This is a genomic window from Anaerolineales bacterium (assembly GCA_022866145.1).
Classification (GTDB): domain Bacteria; phylum Chloroflexota; class Anaerolineae; order Anaerolineales; family E44-bin32; genus PFL42.
Map to the genome: position 1 here is coordinate 1 of JALHUE010000322.1, position 16048 is coordinate 16048.

The window sequence follows — 16048 nt, forward strand, 5'->3', positions numbered from 1 at the left end:
GAACCCACCTATGCTCGGGCGCTAGGGAGAGGGCGGTCGAAGGAGGCTGAGCTGACGTGGGGTGAGCCCGCCGCCCAGGAAGCCTTCCGCAGCGGGCAGACGGTGCTCCGCCAAGAGGACGCCGGCCCGGCTGTCACCACCCGCGACCGTCGCCGCGACTATTTGGGCCTGCCGATGATGGTCGGCGGCCGCTGCGTAGGCGGACTAGTCTTCGGCCGCTTCGGCGGCCCCCCCTTCCCTGCCGAGCACATCCGGCTGGCGGAGTTCGTCGCCTGGCATGTCGGCCAGCTGCTCGAGAACCGGCGTATGGCCAGCCGGATCGCGACCCTCGAAGCCCAGCGCGAACTGGCCCGCATGCAGGATGAGTTCGTGTCCACGGTTTCCCACGAGCTGCGCACCCCGCTGGGATTCATCAAGGGCTATGTGACCACGCTGCTGCGGGACGACATCGTCTGGGAGCGCCCGGCTCAAGCCGAGTTCCTGCACATCATCGACGAGGAAGCCGATCGTCTGCGCGAACTGATCGACAACCTGTTGGACTCGTCCCGGCTGGAAAGCGGTTCGCTGGGGATGGCGGTCGAGCCGGTGCGCCTGGCCGGCCTGGCCCGTGACGCTGCGTCACGCAACCAGTCGTTGCACCCCGAGATGCCCTTCAGCCTGGAGGTCGACGCCAACCTGCCGGTGGTCATGCTGGATGCGACCCGGATCTCCCAGGTGCTGGACAACCTGCTCAACAACGCCGACAAGTATGCCCACGGCGCACCGGTCTGCTTGCGCGTCCGGCAGGTCGACCAGCAGCTGCGGCTCGAGGTCGAGGATCATGGCCCGGGCGTCCCGGCCGAACATCTGCCGCGCCTGTTCGAGCGATTCTTCCGTGTGCCCACCCACGCCGGCACTGCCCGAGGCACCGGCCTCGGCCTGTACATCTGCCGCAAGATCGTCGAAGCCCACGGCGGTGAGATCGGAGTCGAGTCCCGGGTAGGCTCCGGAACGACGTTTCACCTCCAGCTCCCGATGATCACCGCCCAGCCTGAGGAACCAGGAGGGATGGCATGAACCCAAAGATCACCATCCTGATCGTGGATGACGAGCCTCGCTACGTCAAGCTCGTCGAGATCAACTTGCAGACCGAGGGCTACCTGGTGCGCACCGCCAGCAACGGGCAAGAGGCGGTCGAGGCCGTGGCTGCTGACCAGCCGGACTTGATCCTGCTGGACGTTATGATGCCGATCATGGACGGGTTCACAGCCACGACCCGCATCCGCGAGTTCTCCAACGTGCCGATCATCCTGGTCACCGCCAAGGGCGAGGAGCGCGACCGCGTGCGGGGGTTGGATTCCGGGGCAGATGACTACATCGTCAAACCCTTCTCCGCTCAAGAGCTGCTGGCGCGGGTGCGGGCCGTGTTGCGGCGGGCGGAACGGCAGCAGGCCGACGCCTTCCACGAGCCGATCTTTCAGCACAAAGAGCTGACCATTGATCTGGCCCGGGCTCAGGTCTCCTCCGGCAACACCGAGGTGATGCTGACCGCCACCGAGTACCGGCTGCTGCAGACGCTGGCAGCTTCGATGGGCCGCGTCCTGACCGCCGATGAACTGCTGACGACCGTGTGGGGCCCGGAGTACAAGGACGACAAGGAGATCCTCTGGGTGTGCCTGAGCCGACTGCGGCAGAAGATCGAGCCCGACCCCAAGAGCCCGATCCACATTGTCACCCGGCAGGGCATCGGCTACCTGATGCCGGGTGCGGAGGCCGCCGCTCCCGGCGCCGCCTGAGATGACCGAAAACCCCCGCCAGGCCCAGAATATCCTGGTGATTGAGCCCGACCCGGGCTCGGCCGCCTATCTCGACAAGCTGCTCAAACGGGCCGGGTACCAGGTCAGCTTGTGCTCGACCGGGAAGGACGGGCTGATCAAGGCCTGGCGTGACCAGCCTGACATCATCGTGCTCGAGCTGGATCTTCCCGATGTCGACTCGCTTGAGATCGTCCGCCGCCTGCGGCGGGACCCGCGCACCGAGCGCAAGACGATCATCAGCCTGACGGCCCGCAGCCTGCCCGAGGACGCCGTCGCCGGGCTCGAGGCCGGGCTGGACTACTACATTCTCAAGCAAGCCGATTCGATGGATGTGCTGTTTCGCTACCTGCAGCGGGAACGCCCAGCCTCAGGCACCGGCCCGCTGGACATCACCACCCGCGCCGGCACGGTGATTGCCTTCATCAGCGCCAAGGGCGGGGTCGGGACATCCTCGCTGTGCCTGAACATCGCCAGCGCCATCGCCCGCCGTCGGCCGTCGGGCCAGGTCGGGGTGGTCGATCTGACACTGCCGATGGGCACGCTGGCCGCCATCAGCGGCGCGGCGACCGAGATCGATGTCGTCGATGCTACCCACTTTGAGCCCTCTACCCTGACGCCGGATCTGCTGCGCAAACAGATGCCCGCCCTACCCGGCTGGGGATTCAGCATTCTGCCGGGAACGCTTTCCCCCTCGCGGGCGCCCGACCTGCGGCCCGACCGGATTGCGCCCTTGCTGCAGTCACTGCGGGCGGCCTTTGCCGTGAGCGTGATCGATCTGGGGAGAACCCTCTCACGCCTATCGCTGTACGTCCTGTCGCAGTCGAGCGTGATTGTCATCGTGATGAGCCCCGAGGCTGTGGTAGCCATGAGCACCCACGCCCTGTTGGACCATCTGGCGGAGCAGCACATCAACCCGCGTCGGCTGTTCCTGCTCAGCAACCGGCCGAACGGCACGGAAGACCTGACCGGCCAGCCGCTCGAGGACGTTGTCGGCCGCCCGATCGATATGGGCTGGCTGCACGTCGGCCGCAACCTGAGCTTGGCCAACTCCAGGCACGCGCCGTACCACCTGCGGTTCCCGGAAGACACGGCCACGTTGATGCTCGAGGACATCGCTTCGGCGATCCTGGACAAGGCCGGCCGCGAAGGTGTACCCGGCCTGCATGCATGACATTTGCGCCGGGCGCGGCCCGGCAATTGCACTATAATCACCTCAGCCTTCGGCCAGGAGGAGCATCAGCATGTCCAAGCAGACCCATCAGCTGCGTGCCAAGATGGTCGGAGCCATGCTGCGGGAAGCCCGGGTCGGAGCCGGCTTGAGTCTGAAGGACGCGGCCGCAGCCGTCGGGGTCTCGAGCGGCGTTCTTTCGTCCTTTGAATTCGGCCGCAAGCCGATCTCGCTGCCGGAACTCGAGCTTCTGGCCTACACCTACGATCTCTCGCTGCGGCATTTCTCAACCCCGGAGAAGTTCGCCAAGCGCACTCAAGCCAAGGTCAACGCGGCCTTGCTGCTGTCCCTGCGCCACCGTCAAATCGCGGCCGCCCTAGCCAAGCAGCGTCAGGCCGCCGCTGTCAGCCAGCGTGAACTGGCCGACAGCGTCGGCATCACCCTGCCCCGCTTGAGATCCTACGAAAAAGGCAACAAGCCGATCCCTTTCCCCGAACTGGAGCTGATCGCCAGCCGCCTGGGCATGTCGGCCGAAGCCTTCATCGATCAGCAACCCCCGATCGGAGATTGGGACAGCGCCAAGCGCACCTACGAATACGTTTTTGAGCTGCCGGTCGAGCTACGGCAGTTCATCGCTACGCCCGCCAATCAACCGTATCTGCGCCTGGCAATGCGCCTCTCCAAGGTCCCGGTCGACCGCCTGCGGACCGTCGGCGAGGGCCTGATCGACATCACCCAGTGAGCCCGCTGGAAGGCTCGGCCGTCGAGCTGGCGCGGGCCGCGATGCTCGCCTATCAGCGAGGCGAGATGTCCACCGCCGAGCACGGGTTCCGCGCCGCATCCCAGCAGTTCGCCCAGAACGGCGAAGAGCTGCAGGCAGCCGAAGCCGCCAACAACCTGTGCGTGGTGCTGCTCCAGGCCGAGCGCCCTCATGAAGCCCTGGAGTGCGTGCGCGAAACGCCGGCCATCTTCGAGCACCACCAGAATCTCGCTCTCGCCGCCCAGGCCTACGGGAATCTGGGATCGGCCCAGGAGGGCTGCGGCCGGCTGCCCGAAGCCGAGGCCGCCTATCTGCGCTCCCTCGATCTGTTTCGGTCGTTGCGGGACAGCGAGGGCGAGTCCCTCATCTTGCAGCGTCTTGCCCAGGTGCAGCTGCGGCAGGGCCAGCCGATCGGGGCTCTGGCTAGCATGCAGGCCAGCCTGGAGGCCGCACCCCGCCGCGGAGTGATCCAGCGCTGCGTCCGCCGCCTGCTCTCCCTCCCAGGCCGATACCTCTCAGGCTAACCGGAGGGAGAGTGCCCCCGTTTCTCCGCAGCACCGGACAGCGCCTAACGGTTTCCCCCACCACCCCGGCGGACAGACAAGACCTGGAGCGCCTGCTCGACGCAGCTCGCTGGCGGCACCTCCACCTCGATTGGTTCGACCCGGTGCTGCTCATCGAGGAAGCCCCATTCTTGAAGCTGGCCAACAGCCGGAGCGTGCTCGCCTGCCTGGGATGCCCGCCAGAGTTCCCCCACCGCACCTGGATCCGGGTGTTCGCCGCCGCTGGCGCTGTCGGATTGCAGGAGGCCTGGGATCATCTCTGGCCGGCGACCCTGCAGGCTGCCCAGGCGATCGGCCTGAGGACCTTCGAGGCGCTGGTGACCGCCGCCTGGATGGCGCCCCTCTTGAGCGCGGCCGGCTTTGTCACCTCGGATGAGGTCGTGTTTCTCGAGCGAGATGGAGCCCGGCCGTTGCGAAGGGCTCCGTCGCTGGGCGAGATCCGGTCGGTATCCGCCCAGGACCTCCCGGCGCTGGTCGAGCTCGACGCCCAGGCGTTTCCCGAGTCCTGGCGAATTTCGTGGCGCAGCTTGCAGGCCGCCTGGAGCAGCGCGGCGCACGCCAGCCTGGTCGACTTTGGAGGTGAGATCCTCGGTTACCAGATCACCTCGCTGTCCCCAACCAGCGCCCACCTTTCGCGCCTGGCCGTGGCGCCCGATCGCGCCCGGCAGGGACTCGGGGCGGCGCTGACCCTGGATTCCATGGACGTCCTGAGCCAGATGGGCGCCTCCCGCTGGACCGTCAACACCCAGGCCTCGAACCTTCCGGCACTTGGCCTGTACCAGCGGCTCGGCTTTCGCGAGAACGGCCTGCGCTACCCGGTCTACACTGCGCGGCTGTAGCCTCCTCCACCCCTCTCATCCAGGAAGAGCTACGAGCAGCCCTCCGATCCCAGACCTCCATAGACAAGTCAGCCAGGCTGTGGGAGAATGCTCGAATTCTCTAGTAAGGAGGTCCGATTTCCATGCCTTCACGCAGCGAGATCCGCGAGAAGCGCAACCGGGAACGCAACCGATCACGGATATTTGCCGTGCTGGTGGTGGTCGGCGTAGGGTTGGTCGTCGCCGCCATCTTGATCGTTCCCAATCTGCGGCCCGTTGGCGAGGTGGTCGTCCCCGCTGCATCTCCGCGCCCCAACCCCCAAGGCACCGCCATGGGTGACCCAGGCGCTCCGGTTGTGATCGAAGAGTACTCAGACTTCCAGTGCGCCTACTGCGCCCGGTTCTCGGCCGAGACCGAACCCCGGATCGTGGCGGACTACATCGCGACAGGCAAGGCGTATTTCGTCTACAAGAACTATGCTTTCCTGGGTGGGCCGTCCGCCGATGCGGCGGAGGCCAGCCTGTGTGCGGCGGATCAGGGTAAGTTCTGGGAATACCACGACATCTTGTTCGCCAATCAGAATGAAGGCGATCCACGCGCCTTCTCCGAGGCGCACCTTGAGGCGTTTGCCGAAGCCATCGGCCTCGACAGTACCGAGTTCGGCGCCTGCCTCTCCGACAACCGGCAAATGGACCAAGTGCGCCAGGAATACGCCGACGGCTCAGCCCTGGGCGTGAATTCCACGCCGACCTTCTTCGTCAACGGGAAGCAGGTGTCCGGGGCGCAGCCTTTCGAGGTGTTTCAGGCCGAAATCGAGGCCGCCCTAGCCGGCGGGTAGGAGTTAGCCTAACCCGGCCCGCTCGGGTGGCGGCATCCTGTGGTTGGCCGCCGGGCGCGAGCCAGACGGGGATCGGCCTCCGACCTCCTGGAGTACCTGACTGCAATTCTTTGGCGACTATCTGGCAAGATGCCGGGCTTCTAGCCCGGCATCTTGTTGCTGAGCCGCCACCGCTTCAACAGCGGGAGCTTCCGGCTTCCCCAATGCCAAGTCAGCCTCTCGGGCGATAGATCCTCGGCCAGGCGTAGCGCTTCGGTTCAGCCGGCAAGCAGGCTCACGGCCCACACCAAGAGCGGCGCCACGATCAATCCCGGCAGCAGGTTGCCGGTGCGGACCTTCTTCAGTTCCAGTAAGCTCGAGACCGCCAGCGCCATCAGCAGGATTCCACCGACGGCGGTCATCTCGGCCACCATGGCGTTGCTCAGCAGGCCCCCGGCCGATCCCGCCAGAAAGGTGAGTCCCCCCTGGTAGACCAGGATGGTGAGCGCAGAAAACAGGACGCCCACGCCAAGGGTGGAGGCAAGAGCGATGGCTGCGAAGCCGTCCAAGACAGATTTGACGGCCAACAGTTGGATGTCCCCGGAAAGACCGGCCTGCACCGAGCCCAGGATGGTCATCGGGCCCACACAGAACAGCAGGCTGGCGGTCATGAAGCCTTCAACAAAGCGGGCACTCCCGTCAGACCCTGTCACGCCACGATGAAATCGCGCCTCCAGGCTCGCCCCGATCCGCTGCAGCCCATCCTCAATGCGCCACCACTCGCCCAGCACCGCCCCAAGCAGCAGGCCCCCCAAGGCATAGAGGGGGTTGGTTGTCTGCAGGAACATGCCTACTCCGAGGGCGAATGTGAACAAACCGAGGGAGTGCACGACCGTCTCTCGGAGCCTCGCCGACAAGCGGGCGCCGAGCACCAGCCCCAGGACGCCGCCGATCAGGACCGTCGCCACGTTCAACACAGTGCCGGCCATGAGCTAACCGGTCTTGGCCATCGTAGGCCGATCGCGGCCGGCGAAATGCGACTCACGCAGCTCGAGCAGGAAGCAGACTGAGGACAACCGGTTCAGGTACCGGAGGATCTCGGGATTGGCCAGCTGTTGCTCATGGGTCATCCTGGCCACCAGGCGCTCGGCCCGGCGGACGACCGTGCGGGCCAGCGCCATGGCGGCGCCGACAGGCGAGTCGCCCGGGACGACGAATCCCTCGATCGCGGGCAACCCACTCTCGAGATCGAGCGCCTGCTGTTCCAGCCAGGCGACCCGGGAGGCATCCATCACCCGAAAGCGCTGCGCCTGGTCCGGAGTTGCTGCGGCTTCGGCCATGACGTGGTACAGGTCGCGCTGCAAGGCAAGGATCAACTCGGCGGTGCGTGGATCGGTAGACAGGGCTCTAGCCAGGCCGAGGGCCGCGCTGGCTTCATCCAGCGTCCCGACCATCTCCGGGCGCGGATCATACTTCGCCACCCGGCCTTCACCGAGAATTCCGGTGTAGCCATCATCCCCTTGGCGGGTGAAGTAGGAAGACATACGGCGATTATAGTGCTTGTTGGCGGGACACTCCGATTGCTGTAAACTGTCGATGGTGCCCGGGGCGGAGTGAGGGGGAAACCATGCTCCGACAAGCTGCGCCATTCTTGGGCGGTGTCTTCAGCGGCCTGCTCGCCTCAGGCCTGCTGTTTCTGCTGCTCTCTCCCCCTCGCGGCCACCCTATCGATCTTGAACCACCGCCCAGCCCGGCGCCGCTGCGAGTCCACGTCAGCGGTGCCGTTGCCCACCCCGGTGTAGTCAGCCTCCCGGCCGGTTCGATTGTCGCCGAGGCCGTCCAGGCCGCCGGCGGCCCCACGGACCTGGCGCGCAGCCAGGCCCTCAACCTGGCCGCCCCCGTGCGGGATGGCGAGATGGTTGTCGTTCCCGGCTCCGGTTCCGACCCACAGCCAGCAGCCGATCCGGCCGCAACGACCGGCTCCGCCCCCTCAGGACAGATTCCTCTGAACAGCGCCTCGGCTGCCGAGCTGGACCTGCTCCCCGGCATCGGGCCCAGCCTGGCGAATGCGATCATCGAGTTTCGCCAGGCGCACGGGCCGTTTCAGTCAGTCGAGGAATTGCTGGAGGTCCCGGGGATCGGGCCGGCCAAGCTGGCGGCCATCCGAGATCTGGTCGCCTGCCGCTGAGGCGGGACCGATGGAGGATTGCGCCGCAGCCTCGAAGGCGAGAGGCTCAGGTATAATCCTGCGCCATGCCGGAACTCCCCGAAGTGGAGACCATCGCCCGTCACCTCCGCCTTGGACATCAGGGTGCCCCAGCTTTGCCCGGTCAGAGCATCGCTGAGGTGAGTGTGCGCTGGCCCCGGCACATTGCCGAGCCGTCGCCGGGCGTCTTCCGCCGCCGAATTCGGGGGCAGACTATTCAGACCGTCCTTCGGCGCGGCAAGTACCTCGTGCTCCCCCTCTCCGACACCTGCTTGCTGATCCATCTGAAGATGAGCGGGGATCTCGGACTGGCCCGTGCCGGCAGCGAGCCGGGGCGCTTCGACCGGACGGTCCTTCATCTGCAAAGCGGTTGGGAGCTCCGCTTCAGCGATTCCCGCAAGTTCGGAAGGCTCTTCCTGGTCGCCGATCCTTCCAGCCGGCTTGGGAGGCTGGGGCCGGATCCGTTGGACGACGCCTTCACCTCCGAGATCCTTCACGCCCGCCTGCTCGCCCGCCGCCGCCGGCTCAAGCCGCTCCTGTTGGATCAGGGCTTCGTCGCCGGGCTCGGGAACATCTACACGGATGAGGCCCTGCACGTTGCCCGGCTGCATCCCCTTCTCCCCAGCCACCTCCTTGGCACGGAGGATGCACACCGTCTGTGGGCGGGAATCCGGGAAACGCTGAACGAGGGCCTGCGGCGGAATGGGGCTAGCATCGACTGGGTGTATCGGGGCGGCGAGTATCAAAATCACTTCCGCGTCTACCAGCAGACGGGGAAGCCGTGTCCGGTCTGCGGCACGCCGATCCAGCGGATCCCCGTCGCCCAACGCAGCAGCCACTACTGCCCGCGCTGCCAACCCGAGCCTCGAGGTGTCGGATGACCACAACTTTGATCTTTGGGGTTCTGTTGATTGTGGCCGGGATAGCCTTTGCCATCCTGGCCTACGCCCTTCTCACCAACCGGCGCGGTGAGAGTCCTGCTGGGACTGACGGGGCGCAGCCCGAGGCGGAGGCAGTCTCCGCCCCGGAACCCGAACCGGTAGCCGCCCCGGCGGTGCCGCCTCCGGCAACCGCTGCGGTTGAGACGGTTGTCCCTCCACCCTCGCCGCCGGTGCCACCCGTGAGCGCCACCCCCGCGCCGCGGACGTTCGATGTCGCCCGCTTGATGCGGGACGAGGTGTCCGGCGCCCTGCTCATCGCGGTGGGACCTCGGACGTATCGCACGGTCGACGAGCTGCGGGCGTCATCGGATTGGCCGCGCCTGGAGGCCGCCGCCCGGGATCTTCAGGCCTGGTTCACCGTCGCCCCACGCCCCAAACCTCCGGCGGAGCGCCGCCCGGAGGAAGCCTCACCCCGCTCCGGCAGCATCCTTGACCAGCTCAATGCCATCCTCGTGCGAAAGCTGGCCCAGGCGCCTGAGCTGCCGCAAGGCGTGCGCCTGGCACCCAGCCCGGAAGGCGGCGTGCGAGTGATGATCGGCCTGCAGGCGTATCCGCTGGACGAGGTTCCGGACGCTAAGGTCAACCAGCTGATCCGTGAGTCGGTCAGCGAATGGGAGAATCAGGTGTGAGACCGGGTATCGGCGGGGCAACGACCTTCCACCGGCCGGCTTCTCGCTCCAGACGGCCAATCGGCAGCTCAGGATCGTGCTCGAAGAACAGCCAGGCTCCGGTTTCGGCGGCCCAGGCCTGCCAGCGCTCCTTGGTGGCAATGCTCTCCAGCGGAAGGACATCGTAGGCCGTCACCCACCCGATTCGCTCAAAATGGGCGGCGTAGCTGGCCATATCGCCGACGTACAGCCCCCGCCATTCGCCGGATTCGAGCACCACCGACTGGTGGCCGCGGGTGTGTCCCGGCGTGACCACCAGCCGAACTTGATCCGTCAATTCCTGGTCCCCATGTAGCAACTCAAGCTGCCCGGTTTCGAGCAGCGGCATGTAGTTCTCACCGAAGTACGTGCCTCGAGTGCGAGCGTCCGGGTTCACCGCTTCGGCCCACTCCAGGCGCTGCACCAGGTAGGTCGCTCGGGGGAAAACCGGCCCCAGGCGCCCGTCCTGTATCCGGGTGTTCCCGGCACAGTGATCGGCGTGCAGATGGGTGTTGACCACGATATCGACGTCATTCGGATGAACGCCCAGGCGCTTCAAGCCATCAATCAGGCCGCCAGTGGAGCGTTCGAGGCGCCATCGCTGGACCTCCTCTGGCCTCAATCGGTCACCCAGGCCGGTGTCGACCAGAATCGTCATCCCACGGGCACGCACGAGCATGCAGTTGAGCGACATGGGGACTGCGTTCTGCTCATCCGGGTCGAAGTAGGATCGGTACAGCGCGCGCGGCGTCAGGCCAAAGGCCCCGCCGACATCGACGCGCACCTGGCCGTCACTGACCAGATAGACTTCCAGATCGCCGAACCGCACCCCGCGTTCACTCCGGAAGAAGTCGGGTCAGGCTGCTGCCAGCAGCGCCGGCTGCAGCTCCGTTTCCAGGCGCATTTTCTCACGATTGGGGAGGAAGCTGGCCTGGACAGCAGTCAGGACCAGCCCTGCCAGGCTCACCATCGATAGCCCGAGCCGGGTCACTGCCCGGCCGTACTCATCGCTGAGCTGAACCCCGCACACCGAAGGATCATCGGTGTTTAGGGTCACCTGAAGCCCAGCCTCGATCATCCTGGGCAGGGGGTGATCCTCAAGACGGGCCACAACCCCCGACAGCAGGTTGCTGGTCAGACAGACCTCGAAGCAAGTCCGGCGCTCGACGGCCATCGCGACCAGACGCTCGTCCTCCAGGATGCGCACGCCGTGGGCGATTCGGTCGGCCTGCATTGCGTTCAGCGCGTGCTCGACGCTTGCCGCCCCGGTCCACTCACCGGCGTGCACCGTCAGGCCGAGGCCAGCCTGCTTGGCTTGGAGGAAGATCGACCGAAATGGCTCCGCTGGGAATTCGACCTCGTTTCCGGCCAGGTCAAGACCGACGACGCCTCGACCCATCCAGGAACAAGCCGTTTGCGCCACGTGCTCCGCCTCTTCGACGGGGTCGTGACGGTTGACGCTGGGGATCAGGCTGACTGAGAGGCCATGCGCCCGGGCGGCTTCGGCGGCGGCGGCGATCACCCACGAGAATACCTGCTCGATGGGGAAACCCCGCCGCCGTGCCAGGCTTGCCGGGGAGAAACGCAGCTCCAGATGGCGCACCCCGTCCCGGGCAGCGTCCTCGATGGCCTCCCGCGTGATGCGGTCGATCAGCTCTGGCGAGCCATATAGCGCCCTCAAGGTGTCGAACTTCCCAAGGAAGTTCTCCCAATCGCGTCGTTCGTGGCCATTGACCCGGACAGCCGCTGCAAGCCGGGCTTCGCTCCACTCGGGAAACAGCCCATCGAGGCGAGCGACCTCGAGGACCGTCCCCATCCGCACGGAGCCCTCCAGGTGCCGATGGAGTTCTACTTTGGGCAGGTTGATGAGAGATGCCAGGAATGGGTCGGACGGAAGCGCCAAGGTTCGCCCTTTCGGAAGCAGCGGCTGTCGCCGCTGCACGAACCTAGGCTATCACAGCCGCCTCACGGGCCGTATTGGGAGGAAGGTCCCGGCCGGGGACGACTGACGTGCAGTACGGGCGTCCTAGACGGGCAGCGGGCCGACAGGCGCGACCGGCGCCGGCGGGGAACGCCGCCCTCAGTGGCGGCGGCGCTTGCGCTTGCCGAGCTGCGGGATAGCTTGTGCTCCCGGGGCGGATCCCTCGGGGCTGGCGGCGGGGCGGCCACCATCAAGAGCCGCCGAAGCCGAGGCGGGAGCCTGCATCCGGAACACCCGTGAGGCCACCCCGGCCCGGATGTCGTGCATCAGTTGGCGGAACATGTCCGAGGCCCGGCTCTTGTACTGGACGAGCGGGTCACGCTGGCCGTAGGCTTCCAGCCCGATCGAGGTCCTCAGGGCTTCCATCTGGGTCAGATATTCCACCCACAATCCGTCGCCGACAGAAAGGATCAGCCGGCGGTACGCCTGGCTGGCGATCAGCCGGCCCAGGAGGGGGGCGGCCGCCTGGCGGACTTCGGACGGCCAGGTTGAGACCGGTGTCGCTGGCAGGGCTTGGGCCCCGCCGATCTCGCCGGCCTTGCGAAGCAGGTCGGCTTGCTCCTCGGAGGCCTCGTCGGCGCTTGGATCCGCCATACGCCGAAGCTCGTTGGCGCCAAGCGAGGCGTACAGCGCCTCATGAGCGCCCGCCAGGTGGGAGATGATGTCATCGGTCAGCGGCCCCGAGTCTTGGAAGGGGAGCAGCTCGACGGCAAAGAAGGGATACATCAGGCGCGCCACAACCACCGACCGCTTCTGGTGTGTGCGGCGGTCGAAGAACCCACGCTGGCCATAGCTCATCCGAACCAGCAGCCGGATGCGGAGCGCCGGGTCAGCCGGATCGCCCTGGGCGAGCCAGCCATCCAGGTCGCGCTGCAGATCGCCCAGGGTCTCCTGCTGTCTGCGCTGCCACAACTGCTGCAGGGCCTGGCGCAGTTGATCCTCGGCCTGGTCCCAGTCGATCGGGGCTTTGAGGCCCGCCTCTAGTCCCAGGCTCTCGCCAAGCCGACGTTCCATGGCCTGCAGCACGCCGGCCCAGGCGCGGATCCCAATGCTGGCCTCGACCAGATCAGGGAGCATCCGCTGCAGGCGTTCGGGATCATCACGCAGCTGGTCCAATCCGGCCTGATCGAGCTGCAGCCGCAACCCGGCAACTCGCTCGATAGTCTGAACCAGCAGCCGGGGGTCCAACTCCTTGTCTTGCTCCTCGGCCTCAAGCAGCACGCCCTGCACCGCCAGCTCGGCCTCTTCGACGCGCTGCTTGACCTGCGTCTCCAGCCGGGTGAGAGTGCTGTCCATGATTTCGTCCAGCGCTTTCACTAGGTGTGCGTGTTGCCCGTCCAGCGATCGGCGGGCGATGTCGAGCAGCCCGGCCTTAAGTTCCTCGGCAGACTGCGCCGCTGCCAGGGAGTCCTTCAGCAGCCGGAGCATGTAAGACGGATAGGGATCGTGCGACTCGAGGTTCAGGGTCGGCTGGGTTTCCTCGAGCCAGGCCAGCAGCCGCCAGGGACCCTCGTCGTCCGCCAGGGCGGCCGTGATGTGGCGCTCGACCTCGGCGGCCTCCATTTCCTGGATATCAGGGGTCAGGTCGTGTTTGGCGAACACCCGATTGCGCAGGCCGTAGTACACCTCCCGCTGGTTGTTTAGGACATCGTCGTACTCTAGCAAGTGCTTGCGCGTATCGAAGTTGGCACCTTCCACCCGGGTCTGTGCCTGTTCAATCGTCTTGTTGACGATCGAATGGGCGATCGGCACGCTGTCATCGATGTTCAGCCGCTGCATCAGGGAGGCGACCTGCTGGCCGCCGAACAGACGCATCAGCTCGTCCTCCAACGAAAGGAAGAACTGCGAGGAGCCTGGATCTCCCTGGCGGGCGGCGCGGCCGCGCAGCTGGTTGTCGATGCGGCGCGCCTCGTGACGCTCGGACCCGAGGACGTGCAGCCCGCCCACAACCTTAACCCGCTTCTCCTCAGCGATGAACTGGCGGAACAGCTCAATCTCCGAATCGTAGATCCCGAAGCTGTCGGGGCCGATGCGGTCCAGCGCCTGCAGGCGCTCCTCCATGTTCAGACTCTCAGGATCCTCGATGCCCGCGCGCCGCAGCACGCGGTTGACCGCCGCCAGGACTTCCTCGGCGATCTCGCCCCCGAGCTTGATGTCTACGCCACGCCCGGCCATGTTGGTGGCGATGGTGACCGCGCCCAGCGCCCCGGCTCCAGCGATGATGCCCGACTCTTCGTCGTGCTTCTTTGCGTTTAGCACCGCATGCCGGATCCCGCCCTCCAGGGCCTGCAGCAGACGCGGTGCATCCTCCTCGGCCAGCCCGAGCGCCTCCCGCAGCCTGTCGATGTTTTCGGGACGGGTCGGGTTTGGCACCACGTTCAGGTCTTTGGCGATCGGGCGGATCACCGCCGCCGTCAGGTCATCCAGCGGTTGATGCAGCGGCAGGAGCGCCTCCACCCGGGTGGCCGGATCGGAGATCTCGTGCTGGCGCAGATACAGCTCGCGCAGCAAGACGGCCATGGCCATGCGCTGGAGCGGCTCCGACCGCAGCCGGGCAGACAACCGCTCGGACAGCTCGACCGAGGTCGTGCCGACCAGCAGGGGCTGGCCGCGCACATGCCGCGTCAGGATCTCCTGGGCGATCGACCGCAGCTTGGACTCCTCGGTGCGAAAGACCAGGTCTGGGTAGTCCTTGCGGCGCCAGAACGCCGGGGATTTCTCGGGGTCGTCCTTGCGGGTGAAGTAGCTAAATCGGGAGCCGTCCTCGCGGTAGTCGACCTCCAGCAGGTCGCTGTCGGGGCGAGTGGCAATGAACTCCAGGTTGGTGGGCAGCGGGACGACATCGACCTTGTAGATCTTGTTGAATTCTTCGGCTTCGGTGAGGGCCGTGCCTGTCATCCCGGCCAGTTTGCGGTACATGCGGAAGTAGTTCTGCAACGTGACGGTGGCGTAGGTGACATTCTCCTCGCGCACCTTGACGCCTTCTTTGGCCTCGATCGCCTGATGCAGACCATCGGACCAGCGCCGGCCGGCCATCATCCGCCCCGTGAACTCATCGACGATGATCACCCGGCCGGCCTGAACCACGTAGTTCTTGTTGCGCTTGAACAGGTGCTCGGCTCGCAGCGCCTGCTCCAGGTGGCCGAGCAAACGGGCCTGCTCCGGCGCGATGTCCTCCGGACGGTCCGGATCGCGCAGGGGGGTCCCCAGCAGCTGGTCGATGTTCACCTCGCCGGCCTCGGTCAGCACAATCGTTCGGTTGCGCTCGTTGACCTCGAAGTCTTCCGGGCGCAGCTGGCTGACCACCCGGGCCATCTGCTCATACAGCTGGGGGTCTTCGTGCGAGGGGCCGGAGATGATCAGCGGGGTTCTGGCCTCATCGATCAGGATGTTGTCGACCTCGTCCAGGATGGCGTAATGGTGGCCGCGCTGCGAACGCCCCTCCAGGGAGATCGCCATGTTGTCCCGCAGGTAGTCGAAGCCGAACTCGTTGTTCGTGCCATAGGTGATATCGGCGGCGTAGGCCTGCTTGCGATCTATCAAGCGCAGCTGGTGCACGTCCTCCTGAGCGGAGGTGCGCTCGGGATCGAACAGAAACGCCTTGCGCCCGTGCTCGGTCCGCTCCGCCTCTTGCAGCACGCCTACTTGCATCCCGAGGGCGTGGAAGATCGGCCCCATCCAGCGGGCATCGCGGCGGGCCAGGTAGTCGTTGACCGTCACCAGATGCACGCCCAGCCCATTGAGGGCGTTCAAGTACATGGGCAACGTCGCCACCAGCGTCTTGCCCTCGCCGGTGCGCATCTCGGCGATCTTGCCTTCATGCAGGATGATGCCGCCGACGAGCTGGACATCGAAGTGCCGCAGCCCGACCGTTCGGACCGAGGCTTCCCGGACGGCAGCGAAGGCCTCGGTCAACAGGGACTCATGGCCTTCGCCCGCTTCAACCCGCCGACGGAATACCTCGGTCAAGCCGCGCAACGCCTGATCGCTGAGGGAGCGCATCCGGGGTTCGAGGGCGTTGATCTGGTCAACCTGATCTGCGTGCCGCGCAAGCTGGCGGCGGATTGGATCGCCGCCAACGATCTTGCCAATGTTCTTCAACATGGAAATGGACCTCGGGCGCGCATTATAGCATGCGCCTCTCGCGGCCAGATCGCCAACACCGGGGCGCGAGAGAGAACCTGCACCGGCTTGCGCCTCGCCGGCAGAGGGCTATGATGTCTGCCGGGCACTTGCCCCGACTGGCACCTCAATCATGGCTCCCTCCCGCCGCGCGGTACCACCCTTCAGCCTGGTCTTCCCCGCAGTCGTGCTGGCGGCGGGGCTCGCCGGCTGTCGTCCGGCCGCCCC

Annotated in this window: 15 protein-coding genes and 2 pseudogenes; 10 read left to right on the forward strand and 7 right to left on the reverse strand. The window is 66.3% G+C overall.

All coding sequences use genetic code 11. The annotated features are described in order from the left end of the window. The 7 genes from MUO23_09995 to MUO23_10025 form a co-directional block, all read left to right on the forward strand. On the forward strand, positions 1-1056 hold a 1056-nt coding region (locus MUO23_09995), incomplete at its 5' end, for an ATP-binding protein (GenBank protein ID MCJ7513285.1). Beyond that, entirely contained in the window at positions 1053-1775 is a 723-nt protein-coding gene (locus tag MUO23_10000) for a response regulator transcription factor (GenBank protein ID MCJ7513286.1), read from the forward strand. The genes MUO23_09995 and MUO23_10000, both read left to right, overlap by 4 nt. 1 nt (position 1776) lies before the next feature. Then, on the forward strand, positions 1777-2967 hold the full coding sequence (locus MUO23_10005) for a response regulator (GenBank protein MCJ7513287.1): 1191 nt from the start codon (positions 1777-1779) through the stop codon (positions 2965-2967). Positions 2968-3037: 70 nt separating this feature from the next. Next, positions 3038-3706: a transcriptional regulator gene (locus MUO23_10010; protein ID MCJ7513288.1), complete on the forward strand. Its 669-nt coding sequence runs from the start codon at positions 3038-3040 to the stop codon at positions 3704-3706. Continuing rightward, complete coding sequence (locus tag MUO23_10015) at positions 3703-4248, forward strand: tetratricopeptide repeat protein (GenBank protein ID MCJ7513289.1); 546 nt, start codon at positions 3703-3705, stop codon at positions 4246-4248. Before MUO23_10010 ends, MUO23_10015 begins: the two co-directional genes overlap by 4 nt. Positions 4249-4259: 11 nt before the next feature. Continuing rightward, positions 4260-5126, forward strand: a complete 867-nt coding sequence (locus MUO23_10020; GenBank protein MCJ7513290.1) for a GNAT family N-acetyltransferase — start codon at positions 4260-4262, stop codon at positions 5124-5126. Between the two features lie 122 nt (positions 5127-5248). Then, complete coding sequence (locus MUO23_10025; protein ID MCJ7513291.1) at positions 5249-5944, forward strand: DsbA family protein; 696 nt, start codon at positions 5249-5251, stop codon at positions 5942-5944. Positions 5945-6201: 257 nt separating this feature from the next. On the opposite strand, the gene MUO23_10030 is transcribed toward MUO23_10025, so the two are convergent. Both MUO23_10030 and MUO23_10035 read right to left on the reverse strand, forming a co-directional pair. Next, on the reverse strand, positions 6202-6912 hold the full coding sequence (locus MUO23_10030; protein ID MCJ7513292.1) for a DUF554 domain-containing protein: 711 nt from the start codon (positions 6910-6912) through the stop codon (positions 6202-6204). 3 nt (positions 6913-6915) lie between these two features. Continuing rightward, positions 6916-7467, reverse strand: coding sequence for a cob(I)yrinic acid a,c-diamide adenosyltransferase (locus MUO23_10035; protein MCJ7513293.1), 552 nt, complete (start codon positions 7465-7467; stop codon positions 6916-6918). 83 nt (positions 7468-7550) lie between these two features. Here MUO23_10035 and MUO23_10040 point away from each other — a divergent pair, with 83 nt between their 5' ends. From MUO23_10040 to MUO23_10050, 3 genes are all read left to right on the forward strand, one after another. After that, the gene (locus MUO23_10040; protein MCJ7513294.1) at positions 7551-8111 is read left to right on the forward strand and encodes a ComEA family DNA-binding protein; all 561 of its coding nucleotides are present in this window, start codon (positions 7551-7553) and stop codon (positions 8109-8111) included. Positions 8112-8176: 65 nt separating this feature from the next. Then, the gene (gene mutM, locus MUO23_10045) at positions 8177-9010 is read left to right on the forward strand and encodes a DNA-formamidopyrimidine glycosylase (GenBank protein MCJ7513295.1); all 834 of its coding nucleotides are present in this window, start codon (positions 8177-8179) and stop codon (positions 9008-9010) included. Beyond that, entirely contained in the window at positions 9007-9699 is a 693-nt protein-coding gene (locus MUO23_10050; GenBank protein MCJ7513296.1) for a hypothetical protein, read from the forward strand. The genes mutM and MUO23_10050 overlap by 4 nt, the downstream gene beginning before the upstream one ends. Here MUO23_10050 and MUO23_10055 read toward each other — a convergent pair. The 5 genes and pseudogenes from MUO23_10055 to MUO23_10075 form a co-directional block, all read right to left on the reverse strand. Further along, positions 9674-10546: an MBL fold metallo-hydrolase gene (locus MUO23_10055; GenBank protein ID MCJ7513297.1), complete on the reverse strand. Its 873-nt coding sequence runs from the start codon at positions 10544-10546 to the stop codon at positions 9674-9676. The two genes, MUO23_10050 and MUO23_10055, sit on opposite strands and share 26 nt — an antisense overlap. Positions 10547-10573: 27 nt before the next feature. Beyond that, a complete protein-coding gene (add, locus tag MUO23_10060) occupies positions 10574-11533 on the reverse strand; it encodes an adenosine deaminase (GenBank protein ID MCJ7513298.1) in 960 nt (319 codons plus the stop codon). Positions 11534-11797: 264 nt separating this feature from the next. Continuing rightward, on the reverse strand, positions 11798-12292 hold the full coding sequence (locus MUO23_10065; protein MCJ7513299.1) for a hypothetical protein: 495 nt from the start codon (positions 12290-12292) through the stop codon (positions 11798-11800). A 615-nt stretch (positions 12293-12907) separates the two neighbouring features. Further along, positions 12908-13972, reverse strand: a pseudogene (locus tag MUO23_10070) (hypothetical protein). Between the two features lie 645 nt (positions 13973-14617). Further along, positions 14618-15802: pseudogene (locus tag MUO23_10075) on the reverse strand (hypothetical protein). Between the last annotated feature and the right edge of the window lie 246 nt (positions 15803-16048).

What these genes read in the sequence shown, in the direction of transcription:
- MUO23_10000 (MCJ7513286.1), top strand. Translation starts at nt 1,053, where the DNA reads ATGAACCCAAAGATCACCATCCTGATCGTGGATGACGAGCCTCGCTAC.
- MUO23_10005 (MCJ7513287.1), top strand. Translation starts at nt 1,777, where the DNA reads ATGACCGAAAACCCCCGCCAGGCCCAGAATATCCTGGTGATTGAGCCC.
- MUO23_10010 (MCJ7513288.1), top strand. Translation starts at nt 3,038, where the DNA reads ATGTCCAAGCAGACCCATCAGCTGCGTGCCAAGATGGTCGGAGCCATG.
- MUO23_10025 (MCJ7513291.1), top strand. Translation starts at nt 5,249, where the DNA reads ATGCCTTCACGCAGCGAGATCCGCGAGAAGCGCAACCGGGAACGCAAC.
- MUO23_10030 (MCJ7513292.1), bottom strand. Translation starts at nt 6,912, where the DNA reads ATGGCCGGCACTGTGTTGAACGTGGCGACGGTCCTGATCGGCGGCGTC.
- MUO23_10035 (MCJ7513293.1), bottom strand. Translation starts at nt 7,467, where the DNA reads ATGTCTTCCTACTTCACCCGCCAAGGGGATGATGGCTACACCGGAATT.
- MUO23_10040 (MCJ7513294.1), top strand. Translation starts at nt 7,551, where the DNA reads ATGCTCCGACAAGCTGCGCCATTCTTGGGCGGTGTCTTCAGCGGCCTG.
- mutM (MCJ7513295.1), top strand. Translation starts at nt 8,177, where the DNA reads ATGCCGGAACTCCCCGAAGTGGAGACCATCGCCCGTCACCTCCGCCTT.
- MUO23_10050 (MCJ7513296.1), top strand. Translation starts at nt 9,007, where the DNA reads ATGACCACAACTTTGATCTTTGGGGTTCTGTTGATTGTGGCCGGGATA.
- add (MCJ7513298.1), bottom strand. Translation starts at nt 11,533, where the DNA reads ATGGGGACGGTCCTCGAGGTCGCTCGCCTCGATGGGCTGTTTCCCGAG.
- MUO23_10065 (MCJ7513299.1), bottom strand. Translation starts at nt 12,292, where the DNA reads ATGGCGGATCCAAGCGCCGACGAGGCCTCCGAGGAGCAAGCCGACCTG.